Source organism: Martinezella paranaensis (assembly GCF_014200235.1).
Classification (GTDB): Bacteria; Pseudomonadota; Alphaproteobacteria; order Rhizobiales; family Rhizobiaceae; genus Rhizobium; species Rhizobium paranaense.
Genome location: NZ_JACHBI010000015.1, coordinates 128,543 through 153,563, shown reverse-complemented (window position 1 = coordinate 153,563; position 25,021 = coordinate 128,543). Strand labels below are relative to the sequence as shown.

The following is a 25,021-nucleotide window of genomic DNA, read 5'->3' as shown; positions in this document are numbered from 1 at the left end:
CGACGACGTCAATCGCCATCCCGTCATCCACACATGGTCCTATAAACTCGCCGACGCCGCCTGATAGGATTCGAACCACGAAAACGTTGAACTAGGCAGATCCTGCAACGGAGATTTTTTTGCTGTGCGCGATGGCAATTTTGTGTGGGTCAGCGGCCTAGAAACGCAGATTGTTCAGAAGGATGTTAAGATAGCTGATCTTGGATCACATCGAATCGCCATCACTGCCACCTTCAAGGCGGGAAGCATCGTTACAACGTTCGCGTTAAATGACGCAGGAAACATCGCGAAGGTCGCGGACATAACATTCAACACAGATCTGCCCCCAGAAGCATGGGCCAGAGCCGGCATTGATCGTGAGCAATTCGATGCGAAGCTAAAACAGTTTAAGACCATCCCGACAATGGTGCTTTGTCCGCCAGCGGCCACTTAGGCTGTGATGTCTCTTAAACTCAGCCTCGGCTGAGCGAAAAATGGCGGAGAGGGTGGGACCCTCTCCCAAAACAGCCGTAAGTCATTGATTTCCCGTGAAACGGGACGCTGCCTGGGTCCACATTTTGGTACACATTTTCCGACCGGTTGTCAAAGGTTGAACCAGGCTTTTCGCGCACCACCGCGATAGTAGTTGAGGATTGCTAAGGCTCGTGACCGCATGAATCGGTAGCGCAGCCCCTAACGCAATCCCCTATAGGTGAAGCAGGGGGTTAGTGGATTTCGTCTAAAACTTAGGGAGTTCATCAATTGATCGGACAACAACTGGGACTTGGGGAGCCAGGTCATCCGGCAATCCGCACTTAAGACCGCCCTTTTTCAAAAAATCTCCAAGGCCCGAAGCCGACTTCGAGTTTACCGCTTGGGAGGAGCTTCGATCAGATAGTCGGTCCCGGCGAAATGACATTGTTCTCGGCCATTGAAGCCTTGAGGACGGCTTCTTTCTTGTCTTGAAGAACAGCACATGCTCTCGAAAGGACGAAGTCTGTGCCACCAAACGCGAACCCCGGCTGCAGTCGCAGGATGCCATAGGCAGCTTCCACCAATTCCAAAGTCGCTCCGGCCTCCCGCTTGCGCTCGACCATTTCCTTGATCTTAGCTTCATGACGTCTTTTTTCGGCGATTTCCTCAACAACGACCTTCGAGTTCAGCCTATGCAAGCGGCGTTCACAGCCCGACACCTGGTCCGACGCCTGTCTTGCATCATCCTCCAGCGTTCGAAAGCGGCGCTCTACGATGAAAGCCACGCACAAAAGGTAGTGCCACCAACGTACCCGAGGAGCCTTTCGCAACCGCAACTCGGCATTAAAATGGTGGTCGCGTGCCGTTAAAAGCTTCCTTTCCAGGCTTTTGATATCAACGTGGAGTTTGGTGACAGTTTCAGAAAACTTGAAGTCGGGAACCACTCTATGGAAATCATATTGAGCCTGCTCCTCAAGGTGCCATATCGCAGCCATCACGCGCTCGGCAGGCTTCATAGCCAACGTGTTCGCCCACCCCAAAAGCTCAGAAAGACGTGTTTGATGTCCGCCAAGCCCTCGAATCCACCCAGTGGGTTTCAAGTCGGGAGAGACCGCACTGCCTGCGGTTGACTGAGGCATTCGAGCCGGGACAGAAGTTGTTCGAGGCACTCCAGAATCTTGCCCTGCATTTGGATCATCATTTCCAGGCCCTGCGTCTCGGAATTGGTCGAGTTGTCGAGGAGCGCTCGGATTTCTCGGGCCTCGTTGAGGATTGCTTGTTCGATGGTCGCCTTGTTTGTTTGCTGATTCATTTCTGATATTCCTCATCAAATCATCGATTTCTGATTTACGTCTGCCACTCAGGCGGGAAAGTGATCCGACCACATTTCCATTCAGGTCTTCTACGATCCACGTCCCTTCTTTTTGACCGGCAACGACGGTCAATGATTTCGACATTAGCAGAGCTTCGAGGTCGGCCCTCGTCGTTGCGGTGGCGACTGCGGCCTTCACAACCTGTCGGATTGCAGGCAGGTCGATGCCAACTCTCTTTTTCGCCTGGTGCTGCGATTGCGTGAATGCTTCGCCCATCGGTAGCTCGGTTTGGGCAAACTCGGCTTCAATTCTTGAAGCCACATCGACAGCACCGCGCTTTCGCAGTCCGGCGATTACCGTCTTCGTGTGTTTGCCCAGAACAAACCTGTGCCCGAATTTGAATTCTGACCACCTAGCGACAAGCTCATGGATGATCCGATCAAACGAGCAACTGAGCACCTTACCCGCAACAGGATCAATTTCACCGACGAGGACATGCCAGTGAGCGGCATGGGCGTCTGCGGTAGTACGCTTCTTCTTATGTTCAACGATGACCGCTCGCGCTACATCGAAATCGAATTCTCCCGCGATCATCGCAACCACCTCGCGCATCTGCGTCCTGGTGGTGGCTTCGTGAGGGTTAATGATCCAATGCCTAATGGAATATGTTGAGCGCTTGGCAGACGCATCGAGATGCATGTCGTCGATATCGGCTGCCGTGCCCTTCAAGAATTCAACGTCGTCGTTGTCTTTGCCATTTTTGAGATGGCTGATCAGCTTCTTTACGTTCGAGCTGGTCCGAAATCGGATAGCTTTTATAATCATATTGAAGACCATAATGCAGATCATGTCAGGACCCTGGCGGCATCCTTGCGTACCTGCGCGGCGACTTCCTTGAGCCGTGGGACGTCAATGGGTTTTCCGGCAAAGGCTTCGAGCATTAAGTTCGTCGAACGCCGCAATTTCGCAATGCCTTCTCGTCGCTGTTGACCGGCAACGCGCCCGCGCATGGTTTCGTTAATGGCGCAACGTATGATCGCGGAAACAGATTTCCCGGCCTCATCCGCGAAATGCTCCAGCCGTACTTTGTCGACGTCTGAAATTCGGAATTTTACAATCGCGCCCTTGGTCAATTTATAAGTTCCTTTGGGGGTCCACGGGGGCAAAGTCCCCTGGTCAGCTGCGTCCACGGACGCATGGCTGGCAGCCGTAGGCCCCTCGAAATTTTGTGCCTACGTCAAGGATTGTCTGGATGTTGGTCGGCCGCAAGTCGAAAACGCATCAGGTCAGACTGGACGCGAAAAGCCTTCAAGGAAACGGGCTTCTTCAGCGGTGATTTTTGAGATTACTTGCGGTGGATTGAAGCCAACTCTCATCGATCTCAATTGCCTGATGGGAATGGGTGATATTTCGCGCACGTGTCCCAAATAAATACAAACGCCTGACGCTGTACCTTCAAAGTAGCTATCAAAATCTTCTTTAGTTATACCAGTTTCAGCACCGAAACTGGCCCACAACTCGTCCGGATGACCTCGAAAAATCTGGACCGCAACAGCAACGGCAACCACCGCGCCAATTGGTAATGTTGCATAAATCCAGAGAGTTGTTCCGGCTTGAATCGGAGGTATCCGCCTCCGCACCTCAACCGTCTTTACACCCGAAACAATCGCCTGAACAAACTTGGGGCGAATTGAAATAATTGCATTTTCAGACAAATTACCAACCTTCAGCGAGAATTTGGGCGATCTTCTCGCTTGGCAACTCAACTGGGGACACCAGATTGGCACGACCAACGGATTCCAGCTCTCTCAACCTTTTCACCGGCACAGGCTTTGGCAACTGGATGAGATTGTCAAATGTCGTCAACAGAATATCTTCGCTTGCAGAAAAGTCGGCAATATTTTCAACGACCAAGCGACGCTTGTCCTCTCCCGAAATCTCGTGTTTTTTCGAAATCACTGCGTCGACGATCCTAGCGACAGCGACCACCGCACCAATTCCCTGTCGATCCCTCTTAGACTCGTAAAAGATAATCGGCATATCGGGTCGCATCAATTTTGCCGCTTTCGGGCTATTGATATATGCCCGCTTCGTCAAGAAAGAGGCGTCCATACTTTCGATGAAGGACAGCCGTTGCTGTCGGTTTGTGCCAAGAAGTTCGTCTGCATAACGTTTGGTGATCGGCACAATCACTCCAGCACGACCGGGCCAAACGATTATCGTGGGGCTGAGCAAATTTTCTAGTTCGTCAGGACGAAGCAAACCGGCGCTGTCCTGATCGTATCCTGCAACTATGGCGTCCGCATTCGTCGGAAAATTCGCGGGCAATGTAAATCCTGTACGACGCTGTAGTTCCTTTGTAGACGCGGTCCAGTTCTGTTCAGCAAGGGGTTTGCCCACGGCAATCTTGATTAACCGCGAAGCCGGTCCCTTCGTGAAGCCCTGGCCTCGCGCGATGCTGTGAACCATAGATTGCCCAGGAAGCTGCTCCAGCTCAAGCGTAATGGGGCCGCCTTTACATGCTTCGCGTACCAGGAAGTCCAGCAAATAATCGCTGAAAAAAGCAGAGCTTTGATGCTCGGGTCTGGTGTGAACAAGCAGTTTTCCTGATGGCATTATCGAACGTTTAAGCGACAACCAACCCAGGGCGACTATTCTCTGGTCTTGAGCTATCTTCCATATGACGTTGGTTTCAGAAACGGAATCCAAGAATGATTTCGTTGCCGTAGCCACATTGTTTTCTCGTAGATATTTTTCTGCCTCATCCCTGGATGATACTTGGGCCTGAAAGCCAGCTCCCGCGACTGCAACAGCGGCGGAAGCAATTTCATCGACGGGCAACAAATCTATGATTTCATTTAACGAAATCACATCTATCCCAAAATTGCGGATCAACTCATCTCTTGAATCAAGCAAAGCAGCGTCCCGAGTAACGAAAGCAGTCGCACGAGCAATTGCCGCGTGGGCAAGATGGCGTGCATCACTCAAAGCCTGCGCCGTACCGGAGCTTCGCAGCCCTCTCCTGACGAACACAAGGTCATGCACCTTTTCTTGAAGCTGGGCTTGATTGTCGACTTCGGCCGTAGGCAGCCGGGGCATGCTCAGGGCCATTTGCAACAACGGATCGTTGTTCACATCAGTGGAGTTTCTGCGAAGCTCTCGTACGAACTCGTCAGAAACCGCGACACGGATATCGTGGGCCAGAGCAGCACCAAACAACCGGCGAGCTTGATCACTGTGCTGCCGGTTCCGAACCAGGTCCAGAAAGATATTCAAATCTAATGCAAAGAGCGGTGACTGACCGGCACTCCGGCGGCGAAGCCCTAATTCAAATCCCGTGGGCGGGATACGATTTGATATGGAGAACAGTGTATCAGTCTCAAGCTCTCGCATATGCACCAAAATTGTTCGTCCGCGAGCTTTTCCGCCACTTCGTTCTCGAACGATTTCAAATTTTGAGCGGGCGTAAAACGCGAGAGCTGAGGGCAAATCTGCGGCGACATCAGCACGAACCGTCATAAAGCCTCGGACTTCCAACTCCGAGAGGAAGGTGCGCATCAATGCGCCCGCAAACCCAAGGCCACGGTACTTATGAACAACCGCAATTTGCTGAACTTTGGCATGAGGGAAAACACCGCTATATAGAAGGTATCCCGCGAACTCATTTTCTGCGCCAGCGTTCGCCAGCATCGCGATCACACGCCTCCGACTTATAGCCTCTCTGATCGCCGTTTCCGGCAAGAAGCCAAGGGACTCTTTCTCACTGTCGGCCAGGGCCTGAACCTGACCTGCCAAGGCGAGAAGCGTGTCAACATCTTGGACTGGCGACAATTGAAGCTGGCTCACCAACGCACCTCGTACACTAGCTTGCAACCTTCGCCGACGGAGGCAGAAGCCGATTAAGGAAAGCTTCGAGCGCCTGCCCTGGCTCAGGAGAATCCTCGCTTATAACCTTAACGTCCCATTGCCGGAGTACGACTTCCTGGATTGGGTCTGGCGTCGGCAAGAAGACGTAGGAGCTGGGTCGATATTTTGCATGTCCCGAAATCTGCCAAGTTTTCCAAATTTTGTGGAGCAACAAACGGATATTCATGTCAGTCAGACTGTAACCAATAAACAATATCGTTTTACCTAACGCATCCGACCTTAACTTAACGTCCAGAGGATAATCGAACGTCAGCCTTTCAAAATAATCAGTTTCCGTCAGAACTATAGAGTCGTCGTTTTCGAAGTCTCCGTGAAACTTCACTATTTGAGTATGTCCATCTTCAATCCTAGATATATCTCTCACATCCACAATTTTTATATGTTCTTTTTTGTGCAATTTAAAAGATGCTTCAATATTCGAGTCGTAGTTGGTGGTATATATAATAGGAAAGCCGATTTCGGTAATCAGCCTATGCACTTCGGACTTGCGTAAGACCTCGTCGTCAACGTTCCAATTCTTATCCATCCAGCTTCGAAGAGGCCCGATTGAGCCTTTTTCCAATCTGTAGAACTCAGCAAGCGTAAGATAACTTGCACCACGAGCGCCAAACACCTGGGGATCGTAACCCAATTCTCTACCCATGTGGTCAATCAGCTCAGCCCAGGTCGGCGCTCCAAGGTTTTTTGAAACACCCGCGCCGACAAAGAGGATCACATTCTTACTAGCGATTGACTGAATCAATTCATCGAGCACTGACACGTTCCTCCAGATAGGTCCGGAAACTTTCCAGGGCCCGCTTCCGCATTGATATGCTGTTCTTCTGATCCCCAAGTTCGGCAAATGTCTTATCGTAACCGTCGGGAACAAAGATACAGTCCCACTGGAAATCCCGATTTCCTCGTGGCTCAGGCGAAATCTTGCCCGAGATCGCCCCCTCGAACTGGAAGACGTTCTTTCCGTCACAAAAGCCAATCTGGGTCTTAGCGATGACGCTTGTGTCCGCCATTTGACCGAAGATTGCTGCGACGCGATCAGCTTCTAGAGTGTCCCAGAATACCTGGGTGAGGCCTGCTGGAAATCCGTTCAGCGCGTTGATGTATAGACCTGTATGCTCCACAAACAGAGGCCGACCGACCTTCTGAAAAGCCTTTATGCATTTGTCTTTGACAAGTTTTTCGACGTTGTCAGTTTGTATCTCATCGATAGCGGCATCGACCGCCACAATCTCAACGCCGGAGGCTTCAAGGATCGATTTAACCTCCTTGATCTTGAACTCATTTCTAGACATAAAGCGCAATCGCATGTTGTATCTCCTCAGAAAAACACCACTAACTTCGCGACGGAAAAACTGCAATGGCTCCTCCTGGGGGAAACCTTCCCACTATTGATCTTCATGTCCACCTTCGCGGCACCATCGATCAATCAACTGCCCTCACCTTGGCGAAAAAGAACCATGTCCATATAGCCAACCGGTACCTGAAACCGGACGAAGGGTATGTTTGGAGTAATTTCGAGGAATTTCTGAACGTCTACGATCAGATTGGAAGAGTGGTCCGCACCGCCGAGGACCTTTACGCAATAGCGATATCTTACCTGAAGCGATGCGCGTCAGAGGGTACGATTTACGTGGAATTGATGTTGTCGCCCGGGCACTCGGTCCTGAACGGCATTCCTTTTGGAGAGCAGATCAATGCCATGGAGACGGCATTCGAACACGCTCGTCACGAAGCTGGTATCGAAGGCGGGTTGATAGTGACTTGCGTACGCCACCGTGGACCAGATGAGGCCGTTGCTATGGCCGAGCAGACGGTTCAAAATTTGTCACCTGCTGTAATTGGCTTCGGTTTGACAGGTAATGAACTACTATTTGACGCAGCGGAGTTTAAGGGAGCATTCCTAGTCGCTGGGGAAGCTGGTCTGGGCCTGACCGCACATACCGGGGAATGGCGTGACGCCGCTTCAGTTTTGCATACTGTGGAGCAACTGAATCTATCGCGTGTGGGGCATGGAATAAGGGCCAGCGAAGATAAGGCCGTCCTAGAGAGACTCGTAGAACGGAATGTCGGATTTGAGGTATGTCTGTCGAGCAACTTCGCGCTAGCGCCACATTATTCGCGGTTAAAACATCCCCTGGGCGAAATGCTTGCTGCTGGATGCAAAATCTCGCTCGCGACGGACGACCCCGCGTTTTTCAACACCACCCCAAACCGAGAGTATTCAATCGCGGAAAAGTCGTTCGGTCTCTCCGCCAGTCAGCTCCTGCAGATCACGCTCGATTCAATCGACATGTCTTTCGGTCGAAGCGATACAAAGATGAGACTTCGTCAAAAGGTTGGTCACTGAAACGTATTTGGAGCATTGAATTAGTGACGGGATAAGTGACTGCTTGCCGCCTATAAATTCATGACTCAGACTGTGTCATGCAAACGAAGGTTATGAGCGGCATAAACGAATCCGTCGAATATTCTCGTGCCTCCAAACCAGCTGGCGGTTTTGGGTCGATCACTCCTCCCGCAAGGCCCTAAAGACACTCGACCGGCTCACACCCAGTTCCTTCATAATCCCAGCGACTGTCTTCCCCTCTGCCTTAAGCCTGCGCACGTCAGCGGACTTGCGACGAGCGGTAGGAGCACGGCCCTGATACTTACCTTCGGCCTTCGCTTTTGAAATGCCCTCCCGTTGCCGTTCAAGCATTAGCTCCCGCTCGAACTCGGCGATTGATCCCAGCAAGTTGAGCATCAGCTTTCCGGTGGACGTGGATGTATCCAGATTGAGGGCGAGCACCTTCAGCTCAACGCCCTTGGCCTTCAGCTTCGCGGTGATCTCGACGAGGTGAGGCATGGAACGCGCGAGCCGGTCTAGCTTGGTCACAACCAGCGTGTCACCTTCCCGCACGTAGTCGATTGCCCGCTCCAGGTCCGGCCGCTTGGTGTCGACAGAGGAGAGCTGCTCCTTAAAAATACGGTGACAGCCTGCCGCTTCCAAGTCGCGTAATTGCGCCTCAAATCCAGCTGTCTGATCGATGGTGGAGGTTCGTGCGTAGCCGACAATTGCTGATGTCATATGCGCTTAGGTTCCAATAGGCTCTGAAACATCATGAGGCGGGCAGTATCAAAGGTCAACGACCACTCATGTGGCACTTCAAAACGTCGCGCCCTCCCAGTGTCATATGGGCAAGGCCCAATGAGACACCTGAACCGGTGGTTCGGACGACCGTCGGCTCATTGAGCGAACGTCCCGGCTGGGATTTCGGCCTACGCTACTTCACAAACGCCTGTATGTTCGCTAAATGTTCACGTTTGGAGCGTTGCCTTGGGTGCCGTTTCCAAAGACACTCAGGCCATTACAGATGGATTGATTTATGGACGCGACCTACAATCTAAACGGCGGTTTTAAACCCACGACAAAACGGTTTGCCGATCTTGAGGGGCCGGACTTTTTTCCAACTCCTGGGTGGGCAACACACGCATTGATGGACAACGAGCACTTCGCAGGTGACGTTTGGGAGCCCGCATGCGGCGATGGGGCCATGGCCAAGGTGATTGAGGAATACGGCAATCCCGTTTTCGCATCCGATCTGTATGATCGTGGCTATGGGAAAGCTGGTGTAAATTTTCTTGAGGCAGACCACATAGCCGAGAATATAATCACCAATCCACCATATAACTCTGCTGAAGGCTTTGTTGCCTCGGGTACGGCGAAATCGCGAAGGAAATTTGCGATGCTGTTGCGGCTTGCGTTTCTGGAAGGTGCTAATCGTCAGCGAACGATTTTTAAAGACACACCGCCAGCAAGGGTATGGATATTCAGCGAGAGAATTACCTTCTACCCGTCAGGTAGCGTCCAAAAAGGATCAGGTACCACTGCCTATGCTTGGTTCGTTTGGGACAAGGACCATCATGGCAGTTCTGAGCTGAAATGGCTTCCTCTTGGCTACAAGGCAAGGTTTTCGGATCAGGATGCGAACCCGATGCTTTTCAAATAATCGTACCCTTTATCTGTCAGCTTTATCCCGCCGGGGATAATCTCCGCCAAGCCTTGGGTGAAGATACTTTTGCTGCCTTTATGATGGACCTTCACGTTCCCAATGATTTGCCTCCATATTGCCTCACCTTTTCGAGTCAGTGAAGGCGCGAGGTCGTCGTTTGATAGGTCGTAAAAGTCTGGCACGCGGTCCTTTATTTTCCCAGTGCTAGCCTGATGGCCGGAGAATGTGGATATTATTTTTAGCACAAGCACCCTTGCCTCGGGTTCTCTCAAGCGATCTTGAGCCTGCCGCGTGAGTTCTCCATACTGGATTTGTTGCCCCCGCCTCCACGCAAGAGCACTTTCCGGAATATCGAGTGCTCGGATGGCTGTCTCTATCTGCTCCTGTATGGCGTCATCCTGATTGATTTCGCTGGGAAGATATAGGGTGACGGTTTGCGGCGGGTGTCCTAGATACGCGCGGATATCGAAGGGTGTATTATTTTCCGTGTAACCGACGAACTTGAAGTGATCCAGCTCATCCTCATCGTTGAACACGGCGTCGCTGAAATAGGTGATTGGTCTCCACATAATCGCTTGCGGAGAAACCATAGGGCCGAGTGATTGTTTTCGTTTTTTTATCATGATCAGGGCTGCATATTGATAACAGTTGCTGTGATACAAGCCATGTCCTCGCCTTTTGCGTTCACTCGGTGCGAGACGCCCGGCGTGCGCGAGTAATACCATCTGGCTTCAAGCGGCGAACTGCCACCGGGTTCAGGAGGGATATCGCTTTCGAACTGAATGCCCCGGCGGTTTACCAGTGGGCCGACGTAGGCTTGAACCGTAGGCTCCATACCGCCGCGCGGTACACCGCCCCAAATCTCGCCAGTTTTGACTTGCTCAATCGCATCCGCTGAAGTCTGCGTAGGACTTTCCACTCTTCTGTAAGTCATTTTCCCCAACACGATTACCCGCAGGACGAGAACAGCATACTAGAAGATGATCCGTCAATATTGCCTCAACCTTGTTGGCGACGTGTGAGGAGCCGCTATCAGCAAAGAAGGTGTTTGAGGAGGGTTTTCCCGGTTCTCTCAATTTTCCGCTTCCACGATAACGTTAGCGCCCTGGTCCAGCTGCAGGCCCTTCTAAGGCCATTTGCTATTCGATGGGACGGTGGGCGAGCCAGCTCTAGCGGAATCGTCGGTCCCACCCCCAAGGCCTCTCCCTGAGATACGACATTAGCCGCTGAAGAATACTCCCGGGCGGGCTGCCCCCGCGCGGGAACCATGGAAGGTGCCGTTTCGAAGAGTAGTGCAGGGACCCGCACTCCACGGATGGTCATGACAATCTTGGAGAGCAGCCGGTCCCCATTGGTAACCCGCTGCCGACTATCGGTAGTCTCGGCCCGGTTACGGCGCTTCTTGTCGTCGTCAACTCTCTGACCGGTTTTCTCCCTAAGTGGCGACTTTGACGCTCTCCATTGAGCGAAGGCCCCTCCGGCCCTAACAAACTTGAAACGGCCTTCTGTGAGCTTCCAAGCAGCTTGCAGGGCATGATCAGGCCATTGAATCATTGCTTTATTCCGGAAGACGCCCCAAAGCATGTAGGTTGCAACTGCACCCGCCTTGCGGATCGGACTGTTTGAGAAATCGTGCTTACTGAATTTCAGGCGCAACCTATTTGCCACGGCCTCGCGATGTTCCTTTGGGACCCTGGCAATAAAATGCGCGTGCAAATCGAAAAGCCCCGAGACATCATCGTATCGCGGATGGATCACGAGTAGGAGTACCTCGAATTTCCCACTTTTTCGCAGTTCGCTGAACTCAATATTGATCCTGTCGTTGAAGCCCTTTAACGCTTTATCAAGGCGATCCGGATGGGCTTTGGCTCCCGTAAGACCAATGCACCAAAACACGCAGTCGCACAGACCATCTTGTTTTGCAAACGCTTCAAAATCAGCCACCATGGGGCGATCCTTGCGGATAGCGTTGGGGCCGAAAAAGCGGGTTCCGCGTAGCGGTCGCCCCCAATCCAGGATTTCGCCAGCCCCCCCTCCTATTAAGACGACATATCGTTCCACCTCGGATTGGAATGGATTAATCCCGATGGCGAGTAAGCGTTTTGCCAAGGCCGAGGCCGCAGCATAAGGAGATTGTCGAAGGGTCACGAGGCGGCCCAAATTGTCACTGTTTCAAATGGTCAGAGCATTTGTGGCAACAGTCAAGTTTGGGCGGCCTCACGACTAGGCGGGGGGTTAGTACCGTTCTCTCTTTTGCAGGTAGGGTGAAAGATCGAGGCCCGGCGGTAGCGGCATCGCACGTAGCACCTCAACTTCTTCGGTTTTAAGATGTTTCTTTCCGTAGTTTTGGGACACGGAAGACAGGCGATGGCCGCTTTGTAGATCGCTTGTGCGCTCATCGATGCGAGCCAGCCGCATAGCGTCTTTCGCGTTGTGGCGCGTGCTATGAAACGTGCTTTCGATGCTTTTATGAATCCCAACTTTTTTCAACATATTGTTCATGCGCTTGCTGGCGGCATCAGCTGGGTCTTTGACCTCCCCCTTGTTGAACCAGAAAGCTGCCGGGAAGACCCATTGTGTGGCATCTCTGTCGCGGGCGTACTTGATAAAGCCCGTCTCTTCGAAGACTTCATGTAAGGCGATCAACCTGCGGCTCGGCTTATTCTTAAGCTGCCGCTTTTCCTTGCCGCCATCGTCGTCAATCAAATCCGTCCGCAGATCGAGGACCCAGTAAAGCTGCCCACTGGCACCGATCATCGGATAGACATCTTTCCCCTGGAGATAAACCAGCTCCCCGACCCGGGCTCCGGTGATCGTACCGAGAAGCGGAAGCCACTTGTGGTCTGGCCGCGATAGTGTCGCTGCATGTGCAAACCAGGCATTGAGGTCTTCCACCTCGAACGGGACGCGGTCGACAGATTCCTTTGCGTCTTTAGGAATTCGGATGATCACGTCGGTCAATGGAGAACGAAACTGATATTGTGCGGCCATGTCACGGAAAAACATTCTCAACGGTGACAGGTAATTATCCTCAATACTTTTTCCAGCGAGTGTATCCAGTCTGTCCTCGGGACTTAAAGAATTGTTGTAGTCAGCGGCCTCTTGCCTGGTTTTTCCCTTTAATTCAGGAAGCTTTGAGTAGTTGGATGGGACACGTGCCAGGAGGCTCGCGAATTTTTGGAAATCAAAAAATTCATACTTGTTCACTGGTTTGTCACCAGCAAATTCCTTGAAATCATTTATCCGGTTCTGGTCCGTCCGAACTTTTTTCGGGTCAATGCCCTCATGATACCGGATTTCATTCGTCCATTGCTCCAATGACTCCGATAGAAGAGGGCGTTGGGGGCCGCCGTCTAAAGACAGGGCGACCAATCTTGCAAGACCATCCAGGTCTGCCTTCACGCCTTGCATACCATTGGAGCCCATCTGATCGGCCTGTTTCTGTAGCCTTTCGATTCGCTCACCGACTTCCTTGATTTTGATCGCGGTGGCAGAATGCTGTCGAATTTGTTCGTTATAATGCTTCAACGTCAGAGCTTTAATTTCTTTCCTGCGCACCTCCTGCTGTAGTTCGAGTGTGGAGATCGCTTCGTCATAAGTGGCCTCAAGGAGATCAACAAGTTGATCGATGATGACGCCACGCATGTCCGGAATTGTCATATTTATCGGTCCGTTGTTTCGAACCGTAATGAATATGCCTTCCGCATGACCGGCAAGTAAACGCGCAGTTTTTTTCGCTGCCGAAACGCCAGCACTCTTGAGTGTAATGCGAAGGGGGGTGCTTCCAAGCTGCTCAACTAGGTCGCGGGGCACGCGAATCTGGAACCGAAAGCGGCCAGCAGACTGGGTAAAATACATCGAATTTCCTGGTACATCGTGTGGTACAATGCCCAGTCACAGCGCCCGTTCATAAGGGAAATTCAGTGGTACAGCGATGGCGGAGAGGGTGGGATTTGAACCCACGATGCCCTTGCAGGCATGCCGCATTTCGAGTGCGGTGCATTCGACCACTCTGCCACCTCTCCGGTTATGCTGGTCGGCGCGTTTCTCAGCGCGGGCTGTCTCATAGCGAGAGAAGGATGGGATGGCAAGGGTGAATATTCAAGCTTTTCATCCTTTTGCCTTGACAGATCACAGGCCCTTATATATCCCGTGCGACGCAATAGGTGTGGATAAGTCCGTGCCTTGGCCGCCCTGCTTTGTGCGGGGCTTCACCGGCAGATCCTTTTCGAGGCCGCAAGCCTTTGAAATCCCTGCTAAATTTAGACTGATAAAAAGACGGCCGCTCGCCTTTGTGGTGAGAGAGCCGGAACGAACATGAAAGGATAAAAAATGTTCGCAGTCATCAAGACCGGCGGTAAGCAGTACCGTGTGGCAGCAAACGACGTGCTGACCATCGAGAAGCTGGAAGTCACCGCCGGCGACACCGTAGAATTCACCGAAGTCCTCGTTATCGGCGAAGGCGCCGACGCTGCGATTGGTGCTCCCTTCGTCAAGGGCGCTTCCGTCAAGGCCGAAGTGGTCGAGCACAACCGCGGCAAGAAGGTCATCGCCTTCAAGAAGCGCCGTCGTCAGAACTCGAAGCGTTCGCGCGGCCATCGCCAGCATCACACGGTCGTCCGTATCACGGACATCGTGGCTGCCAAGTAAGTAACGGGATCAAGGTTTAAAGGAGAACTCCAATGGCACACAAAAAAGCTGGCGGTTCCTCGCGCAACGGTCGCGATTCCGAATCCAAGCGCCTTGGCGTGAAGAAGTTCGGCGGCGAAGCCGTCCTCGCAGGCAACATCATCGTGCGTCAGCGCGGTACGCAGTGGCATCCGGGTTCCAACGTTGGCCTCGGCAAGGATCACACGATTTTTGCGCTTACGGCGGGCAACGTGAACTACCGTACGAAGGCCAATGGCCGCGTGTACGTATCTGTAATGCCGAAAGCGGAAGCAGCGGAATAAGCCGGTAGCGCTCTAAAACAGCCGGCGTCTCATCGACCCGGCTGACGCATCAGGTTCAGTCAAGAAAAAAGGGGAGATGGGGCGCCATCTCCCCTTTTTCTTTACCCCAACCAGGAGGACTGAACCATGCAAGGCGAATTGTTAAGGGAAGACCAATCGAGGTCTCCCGAAGAACGGCTGAGGCCGGAGCGGTTAAGGACCGATTGCCCTGTCTTATTGTCGGAAAGGCTCGTCATGCGCGCGCCCCACGAAGAAGACATTGACGCCCTTGCCCATCTCGCCAACAACGCCAACGTCGCCACAATGGTATCGCGTATGCCGCACCCGTATACGACCAATGATGCCGCCGATTTCGTGCGACGCACGAAGCTTGGCGAGATTGGCAAGTGCGTCTATGCGATCACCAAAGCCGAAAACGGCGCCTTTCTCGGTTGCTGCGGCGTCGAGCCGACGGCCGACCCAGAGACCGTCGAGATCGGCTATTGGCTGGGCGAGCCCTATTGGAACAAGGGCTACATGACGGAAGCCGCCCATGCCCTGATCGACATGGTCTTCCGGACGCGCGAAAACGTCGCCCAGATCGATGCCCGTTGCCGGGTGATGAACGTCGCCTCCAGGCGAGTCTTGCAGAAGTGCGGCTTCCAGTTCCAGGGATCCGGCCTTGCCGCATCGCTGGCGCTTGGCAGCACGGTATCGGTCGAATGGTACCGGCTCGACCGCAAGACCTGGATGTCATTGCGTAGCTGGGGAGGTCTGAGATGAACGCCGCCATCCTCCCCCGCCGTGACGTCAGGCCCCTGACGCCCGGACCGACGCCGGTCATCCGGACCGAGCGGCTGACGCTGCGCCCGCACCGGCTCGGCGACGCCGACTCGATGACGGAATCCCTGTCGGATTTCGCCGTCACCCGCATGCTGGCCCGTGTGCCGGTGCCATACGACCGACAGGATGCGCTGGATTGGCTGATCCCGCGCACCGCCGGCCTCGAGAGCGACTGGATGCTGGCCATCACCGAGCGCGACGATGTCCATATCGGCTGCGTCGGCATCGATCTCCGGCATGGCCGCTGGCATCTCGGCTACTGGCTGAACCGCTACTACTGGCGGCGCGGCATCATGAGCGAGGCTGTCGCGGCCGCGCTCGAGCGCTTCGCCCGTCGCATGCCCGAGGTCGCCGTGTTCTCCGGCGTCTTCGCCGACAATCCGGCGTCGTTGAAGCTGCAGCAGAAGCTCGGCTTCGACATCATCGGCTGCGCGGAGGTCTACAGCTTCGCCCGCAACACCATGGTTCCGCATATCGAAACCGTGCTGAAGCCGGGCGCGCTGCGGCTCTCGCAGGCGGCATGAGGCCCCGAAACAGTCATCGCCGGCTCTGTCCGGCGATGACACCTTTATCCGTCGATCTCAATCCACACCGGAAAATGATCGGACCCTTCCGCATCGATATCCACATGGGCCGATCGCAGACGATCACTGAGCCCGCAACTGATGAAGCAATAGTCGAGATGCATGCGCTTGCTACGATCGTTCGGATCCATCCAGCTATAAGCTTCCGGCTTCAGCCAGCCGGCGGCATCGAGCGCGTCGGTCGGCACGTCGAAGCGCGGCAGACGGCCGTAGAAGGCGTCTTTCAGGCCGGCAAGCGCACAATATTCCGGCGATTCCGGCACCATGTTGAAATCGCCCATCAGGACAAAATCCTCCGGCAGCGGCGGATCGGGGAGGTCGATCTCGATTGCGCCTGTCAGCGAACCGCCATCGCGCGCAAAGTTGATCGCATGATCCCGAAGACAGTGGATCTGGCGGATGCGCTCGTCCGGAGAGACGTGGTCGAGCTGCACGGAATAGGCCCGGATGGCGGCGCCGGGCGCATGGATCACCGCCTCGACGGCAGCGCGCTGCAGATTGAGTTTGGAAAGCGTGCGGCTGCGCGGCAGAAGCAACGTCCGTGTCGCAACGATCGGCCAGCGCGACAGCACCATATTGCCGAACTGAAAGCGGAGATCGCGTGGACCGGCGCCGAGCGGCAGCAGGTCCATCCCCACCCCATAGATGGAGTAATAGCCGGGCAGCAACGCTTCGATCGCCGCGACCATGTCGATGCCGCCGTTGCGGGCGAAGCCGCGGGTTACCTCCTGCAAGGCAATAATATCGGCGCCCGCAAGGTTGGCGACGATGCGTTCGAGATCATATCTACCGTCGAGGCCGAAGCCGTACTGGATGTTATAGCTCACCAACTTCACGATAATCTTTGACCTCCGGCTGAACGGCCTATATCGAAGGCGACATGACGGGCAAATGACCGCGCCGCCTGTCCTGGCGGACATGCAGAGGACGCGGTAACAATTGAAAAGAGCGCAGAGGCTTTCTTGAATCCCATTCGATCTCAGGGGTTATGCGCCAATACCGAGTGACGGAAGTAAAATGAAATTTCTCGACGAAGCAAAGGTCTATATTCGGTCTGGTGATGGCGGCGCGGGTAGCGTCTCCTTCCGGCGTGAGAAATTCATCGAGTTCGGCGGTCCCGACGGCGGTGATGGCGGCCGCGGCGGCGATGTCTGGGTCGAGGCTGTCAACGGGCTGAATACGCTGATCGATTTCCGCTATCAGCAGCATTTCAAGGCCACGATCGGCATGCACGGCATGGGCAAGAACCGCGCCGGCGCCAAGGGCGCCGACGTGACGCTGAAGGTCCCGGTTGGCACGCAGATTTTCGAGGAAGACGAAGAAACCCTGATCTGCGACCTGACGCAGGAGGGCCAGCGCTTTCGTCTCGCCGCCGGCGGCAATGGCGGCTTCGGCAACGCCTATTTCAAATCCTCGGTCAATCAGGCGCCCGATTGGGCCAATCCCGGCCTGCCGGGCGAGGAAAAGACCATTTGGCTGCGGTTGAAGCTGATTGCCGATGCCGGTCTCGTCGGCCTGCCGAATGCCGGCAAGTCGACCTTCCTTGCCGCCGTCAGCCGCGCCCGGCCGAAGATAGCCAACTATCCGTTCACGACTCTTCATCCCAATCTCGGCGTCGCCACCATCGACAGCCAGGAATTCATTCTGGCCGATATTCCCGGCCTGATCGAAGGCGCGCATGAGGGTGTGGGCATCGGCGACCGTTTTCTCGGTCATGTCGAGCGCACCCGCGTGCTGCTGCATCTCGTCTCCGCCCAGGAAGAAAAGGTCGGCAAGGCCTACAAGACCGTCAAGCACGAGCTGGAAGCCTATGGCAACGACATCACCGACAAGCCGGAGATCGTCGCACTGTCGCAGATCGACGTGCTGGACGACGAAACTCTGAAGAAGAAGACCCGCGAACTGGCGCGCGCCTGCGGCAAGACGCCGTTCCGCATTTCCGCCATCACCGGCAGCGGCATGACCGAGGTGCTGCGCGCTTTGCGTGACGTGATCGTCGAGGCGAATGCAGGCATCCAGGAAGAGAAGCCGGCGAAAGCGCCGAAGCTGCGCCACCGCGACATGCAGCCCTCCGCCGGTGCGGACGAAGATGAAGGCGATCATGGGCGCCTCAGTGACGACGGGGATTATCAGGGATGACTGCCCGCAAGCCACTCGAGCGCTACCGCCGTATCGTCATCAAGATCGGCTCCGCCCTTCTCGTCGACCGCAAGGCAGGCCTGAAGAAGGCCTGGCTTGATGGCATGTGCGCCGATATTGCCGGGTTGAAGGCCAAAGGCGTCGATGTCCTCGTCGTCTCCTCCGGCGCCATTGCGCTCGGCCGATCCGTGCTCGACCTGCCCTCCGGCGCGCTGAAGCTGGAGGAAAGCCAGGCAGCGGCCGCCGTCGGTCAGATTTCTCTGGCGCGCGCCTGGTCCGAAAGCCTGTCGCATGACGATATCGTCGCCGGCCAGATCCTGCTGACGCTCGGCGACACCGAAGAGCGCCGCCGCTATCTCAACGCCCGCGCCACCATCAATCAGCTCCTGAAGATCAGGGCCGTGCCGATCATCAACGAAAACGACACGGTCGCCACCAGCGAAATCCGCTATGGCGACAATGATCGCCTCGCCGCCCGCGTCGCCACCATGACCGGCGCCGACCTGTTGATCCTGCTGTCCGACATTGATGGGCTCTACACTGCTCCGCCGCATCTCGATACGCAGGCAAAATTCCTCGAAACGATCGCCGAGATCACGCCGGACATCGAAGCCATGGCCGGCGGCGCCGCTTCGGAACTGTCGCGTGGCGGCATGCGCACCAAGATCGATGCCGGCAAGATCGCGACCGGCGCCGGCTGCGCCATGATCATCGCCTCGGGCAAGACGGATCGGCCGTTGAACGCCATCGCAAACGGCGCGCGCTCCTCCTGGTTCGCGCCTTCGGGCACGCCGGTCACCGCCCGCAAGACCTGGATTGCCGGACAGTTGCAGCCGGCCGGTGAGCTGCATGTCGACGAGGGCGCCGTCACCGCGCTCGGAGCCGGCAAGAGCCTGCTGCCCGCCGGCGTGCGCAGCATCGTCGGCCATTTCAGCCGCGGCGACACCATTGCCGTCATCGGCCCGTCCGGCCGGGAAATCGCCCGTGGCCTTGTCGGTTACGATGCCGAGGAGGCCCGCCAGATCACCGGCCGCAAGTCGACGGAGATCGAGGCGATCCTCGGTTACCCCGGCCGCGCCGCCATGGTGCACCGCGACGACCTCGTCATGACTGCGTCCGTCAAGACGAAGGCCGAGAAATTGAAGAAGGATGAAGCCCATGCTTGATACCGTCGCACAAAGCCCCGACATCGATACTTTGATGAACGATATCGGCCGCAAGGCCCGGGCTGCGTCGCGACCTCTGGCCTTCGCTTCGACCGAGAGCAAGAACAAGGCCTTGGAAGCCATGGCGGATGCCATTCTGGCCCGCAAGGATCATATCCTTACCGAGAACGCCAAGGACCTGAAAGACGTCGAAGGCACGGATATGCTCGCCTCCTTCGTCGATCGCCTGACGCTGAACGACAAGCGCGTCATCGAGATGGCCGAAGGCATTCGCGCCATCGCCGCACTGGCCGATCCCGTGGGTGAAGTCATCGCCGCCTGGGATCGTCCGAACGGCCTGAAGATCGAGCGTGCGCGCACCCCGCTCGGCGTCATCGGCGTTATCTTCGAAAGCCGGCCGAACGTCACCGCCGATGCCGGCGCGCTGTGCCTGAAGGCCGGCAATGCCGTGATCCTGCGCTGCGGCAGCGATTCGCGCCGGTCGTCCCAGGCGATTCATGAATGCCTGGTCGAAGGGCTGAAGGCGGCGGGCCTGCCGGAGCACGCCATTCAGCTCGTGCCCGTCAGCGACCGCGCCGCCGTCGGCGCCATGCTGCGCGGCCTCGAAGGCAATATCGACGTTATCGTGCCGCGCGGCGGCAAGAGCCTCGTCGCTCGCGTCCAGACCGAGGCAGGCGTGCCGGTCTTCGCGCATCTGGAAGGCCTCTGCCACATCTACATCGATGCCTCGGCCGATCTGGAAATGGCTAAATCCATCGTCGTCAACGCCAAGATGCGCCGCACGGGCATCTGCGGCGCGGCCGAAACGCTGCTGGTCGATTCGAAGGTCGCTTCCACCCATTTGAAGCCGCTGCTCGATGGCCTTGCCGCGGCAGGCTGCGAAATCCGCGGTTCCGCCGATGTGCTCAAGCTGATGCCCGGCCTCAAGGCGGCAACGGAAGAGGACTGGTCGACCGAATATCTGGCCGCGATCATCTCGGTCGCGCTGGTCGACGGCATTTCCGGCGCCATCGCCCATATCGGCAAATATTCGTCGAACCACACCGAAGCCGTGATTGCCGAGGATGCCGCAGTCGTCGAACGCTTCTTCACCGAGATCGATTCGGCGATCCTGCTGCACAACGCCTCGACGCAATTTGCCGATGGCGGCGAGTTCGGCATGGGCGCGGAGATCGGCATCGCCACCGGCAAGATGCATGCGCGCGGGCCGGTCGGCGTGGAACAGCTTACCTCCTTCAAATATCGCGTGCGCGGCACCGGACAGATACGGGCCTGACGTGCATAGAGAAGAGATCGATTACCGCTATCAGCGCATGCCACATGCCGAACGCGGCATGGTAGTCGGTCTTTTCGGCGGCTCCTTCAATCCGCCGCATCAGGGCCATGCCCTGGTGGCTGAAATCGCACTCCGCCGGCTCGGCCTCGACCAACTCTGGTGGATGGTAACGCCGGGCAATCCGCTGAAGAGCCGTAATCATCTCGCGCCGCTTGCCGAACGCATCGCGCTCAGCGAGGCGATCACCCATGATCCGCGCATCAAGGTGACGGCTTTCGAGCAGACGCTCGGTATGAGCTACACGGCCAATACGCTCGCCTACGTCAAGGCGCGCAATACCCACGTTCACTTCATCTGGGTCATGGGCGCCGATAGCCTCAATACGTTTCACCGCTGGCAGAAATGGCAGGAGATTGCCCGCACCTTTCCGATCGCCGTCATCGACCGGCCGGGATCGACGCTGTCCTATCTCTCCGCAAAAATGGCCAAGACGTTTCACTACGCGCGCGTCGACGAGGACGACGCCCGGGTCTTGTGGAAAAAACCGGCGCCCGCCTGGACCTTCATCCACGGCCGGCGCTCGACATTGAGCTCTACCGCCCTGCGCGCAGCACAATGACCGCTTAGAGCAGTTCCAGGAAAAGTGCGCAGCGGTTTTCCGTCCGGAATGCGTCAAAACAAAGGGATAGAGCGGGAAGGCAATTCCTTGAAACGCTGGACCGCTCTGGACGCAATATCGACTCTAAATTTTTCGGAAAAACCTCCAAAATGAAAAAGCCCGACGGGGGAGGAGATCCGTCGGGCTTTCAAACCTGATCAGCAACTGGGAGGAGGAGAGTTGCTGATCCATATCGAAAGGCATTGGGAGGAGGAGATCGCCGTTTCGATGATTATGTTTTAGCAGATTTGACCAAATGATAAAACGCTGATAGCGCAATGCAGCAATGCATTATCATCATAGCTATGAAAACGATCTGCCCAAAAACGCTTCTTTTTCATGATCTGACCAGGAACCCTGGGCTGTCTCAAGAATAGCACGCCTGAAAACTCCTGTGAAATTGCACGATTCTTAACGTTACGTCTTACGCCGTGAGCGTTTGCCAGTGCGCTGAGCGAATCAAGCCATGCATTTCTGCAGTAACAAAGCAGCCCAATATGCGCCCCAAAGGCAAATCCCTATAAAATTCGTAGAGTTACGTCCCTCAACAACGCTATGTTTTCCAAAATATATCCCTAGCCAAGCTTCTTCGGTCGTTATATCTCTCGCAATACGACGACACCTTTCGGGAGAAGCATGATGGCCTCGAGCCGCCGCCAATGGATCAAACTTGCAATCGCCGCCCTTTCCGCCGCCTGGCTTGGCATATCCGCAATTCCTGCGCCGGCCTTTGCCGCCGACAAGATCACCGTCTTTGCCGCTGCGAGCATGAAAAACGCGCTGGATAACATCGACGCTGCCTTCACCAAGGAAACCGGCAAGCAGGTCACCGTCTCCTATGCAGCAAGCGGACCTCTGGCCAAGCAGCTCGAAAACGGTGCGCCGGCCGACGTCTTCATCTCCGCCGACACCGACTGGATGGACTATGTCGCCAAGAAAAAGCTGATCAAGGACGACAGCCGCGTCAACCTGCTCGGCAACAAGATCGTTCTCGTCTCCGCCAAGGACAAGGCTAAGCCCGTCGAGGTGAAGCAGGGTATGGACCTTGCAGGCCTTCTCGGCGATGGACGCCTGGCGATCGGCCAGCCGGAATCGGTGCCGGCAGGCAAATACGGCAAAGCGGCGCTGGAAAAGCTTGGCGTCTGGTCTTCCGTCGAGAAGAAGGTCGCCGGTGCTGAAAGCGTGCGCGCCGCGCTCGCGCTGGTTTCACGCGGCGAAGCGCCCTACGGCATCGTCTACCAGACCGACGTTTCCGCCGATCCGGGCGTCGCCGTCGTCGGCACCTTTCCGGAAGACAGCCATCCGCCGATCATCTATCCGATCGCGATCACGGCCAGCAGCACCAATCCAGACACGCAGGCCTATGTCGATTATCTGAAATCGGCTAAGGCTGTTCCGTTCTTCGAGCATGAAGGCTTTACGGTTCTGAAGCGCTGAGCGCTATCGCTCGACCGTAGGCAAAAAGCTCATCTCTACAGGCTCGCCGGCTAATGGCGGGCCTGACATGTCTTTGCGAGGCCGGACTTGGACGCATTGGGTTTGAGCAGCGATGAATGGACGGCGATCGAGCTGAGCCTGCGCGTCTCGACCGTCGCCATGCTGGTGAGCCTGCCCTTCGGCATTGCCGCCGCGATGGTGCTTGCGCGCGGTAAATTCTGGGGTAAATCGATCTTCAACGGCATCATCCACCTGCCGCTGATCCTGCCGCCCGTCGTCACCGGCTTTATCCTCCTCATCCTCTTTGGCCGCAAAGGCCCGATCGGTGCTTTGCTCGACCAATATCTCGGTATCGTCTTCTCCTTCCGCTGGACCGGCGCAGCACTTGCCTGCGGCGTGATGGGCTTTCCGCTGATGGTCAGAAGCATCCGCCTGTCGATCGAAGCGGTCGATCGCAAACTTGAGGAGGCCGCTGGTACGCTTGGTGCCAGCCCGCTCTGGATATTCCTCACCGTGACCTTGCCGCTGATCCTGCCCGGCATCATCGCCGGCATGATCCTGTCCTTCGCCAAGGCCATGGGCGAATTCGGCGCCACCATCACCTTCGTCTCCAACATTCCAGGCGAAACACAGACGCTGTCGTCGGCGATCTACACCTTTACGCAGGTTCCCGGCGGCGATGCCGGTGCGCTGCGGCTGACGATCGTCGCCATCGTCATTTCCATGGTGGCATTGCTCGCCTCCGAATTCCTCGCTTATCTCGCCGGCAAGAGGGTGGATTGGGAATGACGCTGACCGTCGACATCCGCCATCGATTGGGCGCTTTCTCGCTCGAGGCCGCTTTCACTTCCGACGGCGGCGTCACGGCCCTGTTCGGCCGCTCCGGCTCCGGCAAGACCTCGATCATCCGCATCATCGCCGGCCTGATCCAACCCGATCATGGCCGCGTCGACCTTGATGGCACAGTGCTCGCAGATACCGACGCCGATGTCTTCGTCCCGCGCCACCGCCGCCATTTCGGCTATGTCTTTCAGGAAGCGCGGCTGTTTCCGCATCTTTCCGTGCGGCAGAACCTGAATTACGGCCGGTGGTTCGCGCCGAAGAGCGCACGCAGCGAAAGCTTCGATGGAGTCGTCGATCTCCTCGGCATCGAAACGCTTCTCGATCGACGGCCTGCGAAACTTTCCGGCGGCGAAAAGCAGCGTGTCGCCATCGGTCGCGCCCTGCTGTCGTCACCGCGGTTGCTGCTGATGGACGAACCGCTGGCCGCACTCGACGAGGCCCGCAAAGCCGAGATCCTGCCCTATCTCGAACGGCTCCGCGACGAGACGAAGGTGCCGATCATCTATGTCAGCCATTCCATCGCCGAGGTAGCGCGGCTGGCCAACCGTGTCGTTATGATGCGCGACGGCAAGGTGGAGGCAACGGGAGCGGCGGTCGACATCTTCAGCCAGCTTTCCGGCCCGCAGGCTATCGACCGTCGCGAAGCCGGCGTTCTGCTCGAAGGCCGCGTGGAACATATCGACCGCGAGCACCGCCTGACCATCGTGGCGCTGAGAGCGGCAAAGCTCTTCGTACCCGGCGAAGCGGCTGCAATCGGCAAGACCGTTCGCGTCCATATCCCCGCCCGCGACGTCATACTGGCAACGGCGCGGCCAGAAGGTCTCAGCGCCCTCAATATCCTCGAAGGCCGGGTGCTTGCCATTGGCACAGCCGCCGACGGCACCGTGGAAGTAAAGGTGGATTGCGGCGGCGACACCGTACTTGCCCGCATCACGCAGTTTTCGTCTGAACGGTTGGGTCTGCAGATCGGATTGCCCGTCCATGCGGTCATCAAGACCGTAGCGCTCGAATCGTAAGCGCGATCAGGACTCTGTTTGCGGCTCTGCGGCGGCCTCTGCGGGGTTGCGATTGGCCTCCAGCCATTCGAGATCGCCGGCAATCGCTGCCCGTACAGAGTTCTCCATGCCGCGGAACCGCCGCAGTAATTCCTCGCCGAACGGCGTTAATGCAGCGCCGCCGCCATTCTGGCCGCCGCGCTGGGATTCGACCACCGGCTCCTGGAACATATGGTTCAATTCGCTGATCAGCAGCCAGGCGCGGCGATAGGACATGTCCATGGCCCGGCCGGCCGCCGAGATCGAGCCGGTTTCGCGAATATGTTCAAGCAGTTCCATCTTGCCGCGACCAAGCCGGTCCTGTCCCGGAAAATTGATCCGGAGAATGGGCTTCAGGGACTGTTGCGGGGCTTTGGTCATGGCGTCGGAGCGTTTCGATCTGCTCCTGTGTATACGCGTCCTTGGCT

General features: G+C 56.2%; 26 protein-coding genes and 1 tRNA gene. 14 read left to right on the top strand and 13 right to left on the bottom strand.

Annotated elements, in window-relative coordinates; translation table 11 throughout:
* Positions 1-124: 124 nt before the first annotated feature.
* Positions 125-433: a hypothetical protein gene (locus tag GGD50_RS27305; RefSeq protein WP_107109873.1), complete on the top strand. Its 309-nt coding sequence runs from the start codon at positions 125-127 to the stop codon at positions 431-433.
* Between the two features lie 436 nt (positions 434-869).
* Here GGD50_RS27305 and GGD50_RS27300 read toward each other — a convergent pair whose 3' ends face one another.
* From GGD50_RS27300 to GGD50_RS27275, 6 genes are all read right to left on the bottom strand, one after another.
* A complete protein-coding gene (locus tag GGD50_RS27300; protein WP_107109874.1) occupies positions 870-2,615 on the bottom strand; it encodes a hypothetical protein in 1,746 nt (581 codons plus the stop codon).
* A complete protein-coding gene (locus GGD50_RS27295; protein WP_107109875.1) occupies positions 2,612-2,899 on the bottom strand; it encodes a ribbon-helix-helix protein, CopG family in 288 nt (95 codons plus the stop codon). Before GGD50_RS27295 ends, GGD50_RS27300 begins: the two co-directional genes overlap by 4 nt.
* 153 nt (positions 2,900-3,052) lie before the next feature.
* Entirely contained in the window at positions 3,053-3,481 is a 429-nt protein-coding gene (locus GGD50_RS27290) for an ASCH domain-containing protein (protein WP_181316115.1), read from the bottom strand.
* A gap of 1 nt (position 3,482) precedes the next feature.
* A complete protein-coding gene (locus GGD50_RS27285; RefSeq protein ID WP_146144008.1) occupies positions 3,483-5,612 on the bottom strand; it encodes a GNAT family N-acetyltransferase in 2,130 nt (709 codons plus the stop codon).
* Between the two features lie 16 nt (positions 5,613-5,628).
* Positions 5,629-6,447 (bottom strand): SIR2 family NAD-dependent protein deacylase, encoded by an 819-nt coding sequence (locus tag GGD50_RS27280; protein WP_107109878.1) that lies wholly within the window; start codon positions 6,445-6,447, stop codon positions 5,629-5,631.
* The gene (locus GGD50_RS27275) at positions 6,437-7,048 is read right to left on the bottom strand and encodes a non-canonical purine NTP pyrophosphatase (protein ID WP_210318970.1); all 612 of its coding nucleotides are present in this window, start codon (positions 7,046-7,048) and stop codon (positions 6,437-6,439) included. Before GGD50_RS27275 ends, GGD50_RS27280 begins: the two co-directional genes overlap by 11 nt.
* Here GGD50_RS27275 and add point away from each other — a divergent pair.
* Entirely contained in the window at positions 7,048-8,037 is a 990-nt protein-coding gene (add, locus tag GGD50_RS27270; protein ID WP_107109880.1) for an adenosine deaminase, read from the top strand. The genes GGD50_RS27275 and add overlap by 1 nt on opposite strands.
* Positions 8,038-8,196: 159 nt before the next feature.
* Here add and GGD50_RS27265 read toward each other — a convergent pair whose 3' ends face one another.
* The gene (locus GGD50_RS27265) at positions 8,197-8,757 is read right to left on the bottom strand and encodes a recombinase family protein (RefSeq protein ID WP_107109881.1); all 561 of its coding nucleotides are present in this window, start codon (positions 8,755-8,757) and stop codon (positions 8,197-8,199) included.
* 298 nt (positions 8,758-9,055) lie between these two features.
* Here GGD50_RS27265 and GGD50_RS27260 point away from each other — a divergent pair, with 298 nt between their 5' ends.
* The gene (locus GGD50_RS27260; RefSeq protein ID WP_107109882.1) at positions 9,056-9,679 is read left to right on the top strand and encodes a hypothetical protein; all 624 of its coding nucleotides are present in this window, start codon (positions 9,056-9,058) and stop codon (positions 9,677-9,679) included.
* Here GGD50_RS27260 and GGD50_RS27255 read toward each other — a convergent pair.
* The 4 genes from GGD50_RS27255 to GGD50_RS27240 all read right to left on the bottom strand — a co-directional run bounded on the left by GGD50_RS27255 (position 9,649) and on the right by GGD50_RS27240 (position 13,707).
* Complete coding sequence (locus tag GGD50_RS27255; RefSeq protein WP_146144009.1) at positions 9,649-10,344, bottom strand: hypothetical protein; 696 nt, start codon at positions 10,342-10,344, stop codon at positions 9,649-9,651. The genes GGD50_RS27260 and GGD50_RS27255 overlap by 31 nt on opposite strands.
* A gap of 370 nt (positions 10,345-10,714) precedes the next feature.
* Positions 10,715-11,629: a hypothetical protein gene (locus GGD50_RS27250; RefSeq protein ID WP_146144010.1), complete on the bottom strand. Its 915-nt coding sequence runs from the start codon at positions 11,627-11,629 to the stop codon at positions 10,715-10,717.
* A gap of 288 nt (positions 11,630-11,917) precedes the next feature.
* The gene (locus GGD50_RS27245) at positions 11,918-13,540 is read right to left on the bottom strand and encodes a site-specific integrase (RefSeq protein WP_107109885.1); all 1,623 of its coding nucleotides are present in this window, start codon (positions 13,538-13,540) and stop codon (positions 11,918-11,920) included.
* Between the two features lie 77 nt (positions 13,541-13,617).
* Positions 13,618-13,707: transfer RNA gene (locus GGD50_RS27240), tRNA-Ser, on the bottom strand.
* Between the two features lie 307 nt (positions 13,708-14,014).
* Between GGD50_RS27240 and rplU the strand changes: the two genes are divergently transcribed.
* The 4 genes from rplU to GGD50_RS27220 all read left to right on the top strand — a co-directional run bounded on the left by rplU (position 14,015) and on the right by GGD50_RS27220 (position 15,980).
* The gene (rplU, locus tag GGD50_RS27235; RefSeq protein ID WP_028753733.1) at positions 14,015-14,332 is read left to right on the top strand and encodes a 50S ribosomal protein L21; all 318 of its coding nucleotides are present in this window, start codon (positions 14,015-14,017) and stop codon (positions 14,330-14,332) included.
* Positions 14,333-14,364: 32 nt separating this feature from the next.
* A complete protein-coding gene (gene rpmA, locus GGD50_RS27230) occupies positions 14,365-14,634 on the top strand; it encodes a 50S ribosomal protein L27 (protein WP_028753734.1) in 270 nt (89 codons plus the stop codon).
* Between the two features lie 126 nt (positions 14,635-14,760).
* Positions 14,761-15,396, top strand: coding sequence for a GNAT family N-acetyltransferase (locus GGD50_RS27225; protein WP_107109886.1), 636 nt, complete (start codon positions 14,761-14,763; stop codon positions 15,394-15,396).
* Positions 15,393-15,980, top strand: coding sequence for a GNAT family N-acetyltransferase (locus tag GGD50_RS27220; RefSeq protein WP_107109887.1), 588 nt, complete (start codon positions 15,393-15,395; stop codon positions 15,978-15,980). Before GGD50_RS27225 ends, GGD50_RS27220 begins: the two co-directional genes overlap by 4 nt.
* A 44-nt stretch (positions 15,981-16,024) precedes the next feature.
* Here GGD50_RS27220 and GGD50_RS27215 read toward each other — a convergent pair whose 3' ends face one another.
* A complete protein-coding gene (locus GGD50_RS27215; RefSeq protein ID WP_107109888.1) occupies positions 16,025-16,876 on the bottom strand; it encodes an endonuclease/exonuclease/phosphatase family protein in 852 nt (283 codons plus the stop codon).
* A gap of 181 nt (positions 16,877-17,057) precedes the next feature.
* On the opposite strand from GGD50_RS27215, the gene obgE reads away from it, so the two are divergent.
* The 7 genes from obgE to modC all read left to right on the top strand — a co-directional run bounded on the left by obgE (position 17,058) and on the right by modC (position 24,575).
* The gene (obgE, locus tag GGD50_RS27210; protein WP_107109889.1) at positions 17,058-18,179 is read left to right on the top strand and encodes a GTPase ObgE; all 1,122 of its coding nucleotides are present in this window, start codon (positions 17,058-17,060) and stop codon (positions 18,177-18,179) included.
* Positions 18,176-19,345, top strand: a complete 1,170-nt coding sequence (proB, locus tag GGD50_RS27205; RefSeq protein WP_107109890.1) for a glutamate 5-kinase — start codon at positions 18,176-18,178, stop codon at positions 19,343-19,345. Before obgE ends, proB begins: the two co-directional genes overlap by 4 nt.
* On the top strand, positions 19,338-20,621 hold the full coding sequence (locus tag GGD50_RS27200; protein ID WP_107109891.1) for a glutamate-5-semialdehyde dehydrogenase: 1,284 nt from the start codon (positions 19,338-19,340) through the stop codon (positions 20,619-20,621). Before proB ends, GGD50_RS27200 begins: the two co-directional genes overlap by 8 nt.
* Positions 20,622-20,658: 37 nt before the next feature.
* Positions 20,659-21,240: a nicotinate-nucleotide adenylyltransferase gene (locus tag GGD50_RS27195; RefSeq protein ID WP_245407539.1), complete on the top strand. Its 582-nt coding sequence runs from the start codon at positions 20,659-20,661 to the stop codon at positions 21,238-21,240.
* A 678-nt stretch (positions 21,241-21,918) separates the two neighbouring features.
* A complete protein-coding gene (gene modA / locus GGD50_RS27190; protein ID WP_107109893.1) occupies positions 21,919-22,716 on the top strand; it encodes a molybdate ABC transporter substrate-binding protein in 798 nt (265 codons plus the stop codon).
* An 87-nt stretch (positions 22,717-22,803) separates the two neighbouring features.
* Positions 22,804-23,505, top strand: coding sequence for a molybdate ABC transporter permease subunit (gene modB / locus GGD50_RS27185; protein ID WP_107109894.1), 702 nt, complete (start codon positions 22,804-22,806; stop codon positions 23,503-23,505).
* Positions 23,502-24,575 (top strand): molybdenum ABC transporter ATP-binding protein, encoded by a 1,074-nt coding sequence (modC, locus tag GGD50_RS27180; RefSeq protein WP_107109895.1) that lies wholly within the window; start codon positions 23,502-23,504, stop codon positions 24,573-24,575. Before modB ends, modC begins: the two co-directional genes overlap by 4 nt.
* Positions 24,576-24,581: 6 nt before the next feature.
* Here modC and GGD50_RS27175 read toward each other — a convergent pair whose 3' ends face one another.
* Positions 24,582-24,974, bottom strand: coding sequence for a winged helix-turn-helix domain-containing protein (locus GGD50_RS27175; RefSeq protein WP_107109896.1), 393 nt, complete (start codon positions 24,972-24,974; stop codon positions 24,582-24,584).
* Positions 24,975-25,021: the final 47 nt, after the last annotated feature.